Source organism: Solibacillus sp. FSL R7-0682 (assembly GCF_038005985.1).
GTDB lineage: Bacteria > Bacillota > Bacilli > Bacillales_A > Planococcaceae > Solibacillus.
In genome coordinates this window covers 100,001-102,500 of sequence record NZ_JBBOUI010000001.1, presented here as the reverse complement: position 1 = coordinate 102,500, position 2,500 = coordinate 100,001, and the positions used below count along the sequence as shown (strand labels likewise).

At 52.6% G+C, this 2,500-nt stretch carries 1 rRNA gene (only partly in view); it reads right to left on the bottom strand.

Going from position 1 to position 2,500, the window contains the following annotated elements:
* Positions 1-2,500: ribosomal RNA gene (locus MKZ17_RS00495) — 23S ribosomal RNA — on the bottom strand (it extends past both window edges: 200 nt to the left, 228 nt to the right).

Here is a 2,500-nt window from a genome sequence, read left to right as displayed (position 1 = left end):
GACAACTGGTACACCAGCGGTGTGTCCATCCCGGTCCTCTCGTACTAAGGACAGCTCCTCTCAAATTTCCTACGCCCACGACGGATAGGGACCGAACTGTCTCACGACGTTCTGAACCCAGCTCGCGTACCGCTTTAATGGGCGAACAGCCCAACCCTTGGGACCGACTACAGCCCCAGGATGCGATGAGCCGACATCGAGGTGCCAAACCTCCCCGTCGATGTGGACTCTTGGGGGAGATAAGCCTGTTATCCCCGGGGTAGCTTTTATCCGTTGAGCGATGGCCCTTCCATGCGGAACCACCGGATCACTAAGCCCGTCTTTCGACCCTGCTCGACTTGTAGGTCTCGCAGTCAAGCTCCCTTATGCCTTTACACTCTTCGAATGATTTCCAACCATTCTGAGGGAACCTTTGGGCGCCTCCGTTACCTTTTAGGAGGCGACCGCCCCAGTCAAACTGTCCGCCTGACACTGTCTCCTACCCCGCTAAGGGGCATGGGTTAGAAGTTCAATACAACCAGGGTAGTATCCCACCGACGCCTCCTTCGAAGCTGGCGCTCCGAGATCTCTGGCTCCTACCTATCCTGTACAAGTTGTACCAAAATTCAATATCAGGCTACAGTAAAGCTCCACGGGGTCTTTCCGTCCTGTCGCGGGTAACCTGCATCTTCACAGGTACTATAATTTCACCGAGTCTCTCGTTGAGACAGTGCCCAGATCGTTACGCCTTTCGTGCGGGTCGGAACTTACCCGACAAGGAATTTCGCTACCTTAGGACCGTTATAGTTACGGCCGCCGTTTACTGGGGCTTCAATTCGCAGCTTCGCTTGCGCTAACCACTCCTCTTAACCTTCCAGCACCGGGCAGGCGTCAGCCCCTATACGTCACCTTACGGTTTTGCAGAGACCTGTGTTTTTGCTAAACAGTCGCCTGGGCCTATTCACTGCGGCTCTCATGCGCTTGCACGCTCAAGAGCACCCCTTCTCCCGAAGTTACGGGGTCATTTTGCCGAGTTCCTTAACGAGAGTTCTCTCGCACACCTTAGGATTCTCTCCTCGACTACCTGTGTCGGTTTGCGGTACGGGCACCTCTCACCTCGATAGAGGCTTTTCTTGGCAGTGTGAAATCAGGAACTTCGCTCATACGAGCTCGTCATCACAGCTCAACGTTATAGTGTGCGGATTTGCCTACACACACGCCTTACTGCTTGAACAGAGACAACCAACGCTCTGCTTACCCTATCCTACTGCGTCCCCCCATTTCTCAAACGGTGAGGAGGTGGTACAGGAATATCAACCTGTTGTCCATCGCCTACGCCTATCGGCCTCGGCTTAGGTCCCGACTAACCCTGAGCGGACGAGCCTTCCTCAGGAAACCTTAGTCATACGGTGGACGGGATTCTCACCCGTCTTTCGCTACTCATACCGGCATTCTCACTTCTAAGCGCTCCACCAGTCCTTCCGGTCTGACTTCAACGCACTTAGAACGCTCTCCTACCACGCATACCAACGGTATGCATCCACAGCTTCGGTGAATCGTTTAGCCCCGATACATTTTCGGCGCAGCGTCACTCGACCAGTGAGCTATTACGCACTCTTTAAATGATGGCTGCTTCTAAGCCAACATCCTGGTTGTCTAAGCAACGCCACATCCTTTTCCACTTAACGATTACTTTGGGACCTTAGCTGGTGGTCTGGGCTGTTTCCCTTTTGACTACGGATCTTATCACTCGCAGTCTGACTCCCGTGTATAAATATCCGGCATTCGGAGTTTGTCTGAATTCGGTAAAGCGAGATGCCCCCCTAGTCCAAACAGTGCTCTACCTCCGGTATTCTCAATCACGAGGCTAGCCCTAAAGCTATTTCGGAGAGAACCAGCTATCTCCAGGTTCGATTGGAATTTCTCCGCTACCCACACCTCATCCCCGCACTTTTCAACGTGCGTGGGTTCGGGCCTCCAGTAAGTGTTACCTCACCTTCACCCTGGACATGGGTAGATCACCTGGTTTCGGGTCTACGACCACGTACTAATTCGCCCTATTCAGACTCGCTTTCGCTGCGGCTCCGTCTTCTCAACTTAACCTCGCACGTAATCGTAACTCGCCGGTTCATTCTACAAAAGGCACGCTATCACCCATTAACGGGCTCTAACTACTTGTAGGCACACGGTTTCAGGATCTATTTCACTCCCCTCCCGGGGTGCTTTTCACCTTTCCCTCACGGTACTGGTTCACTATCGGTCACTAGGTAGTATTTAGCCTTGGGAGATGGTCCTCCCGGATTCCGACGGAATTTCACGTGTTCCGCCGTACTCAGGATACACTCAAGAGGGAATGACTTTTTGACTACAGGGCTTTTACCTTGTTTCGCGGACCTTTCCAAGTCGCTTCATCTAAATCATTCTTTTGTAACTCCGTATAGAGTGTCCTACAACCCCAAAGAGCAAGCTCTTTGGTTTGGGCTCTTCCCGTTTCGCTCGCCGCTACTCAGGGAATCGAATT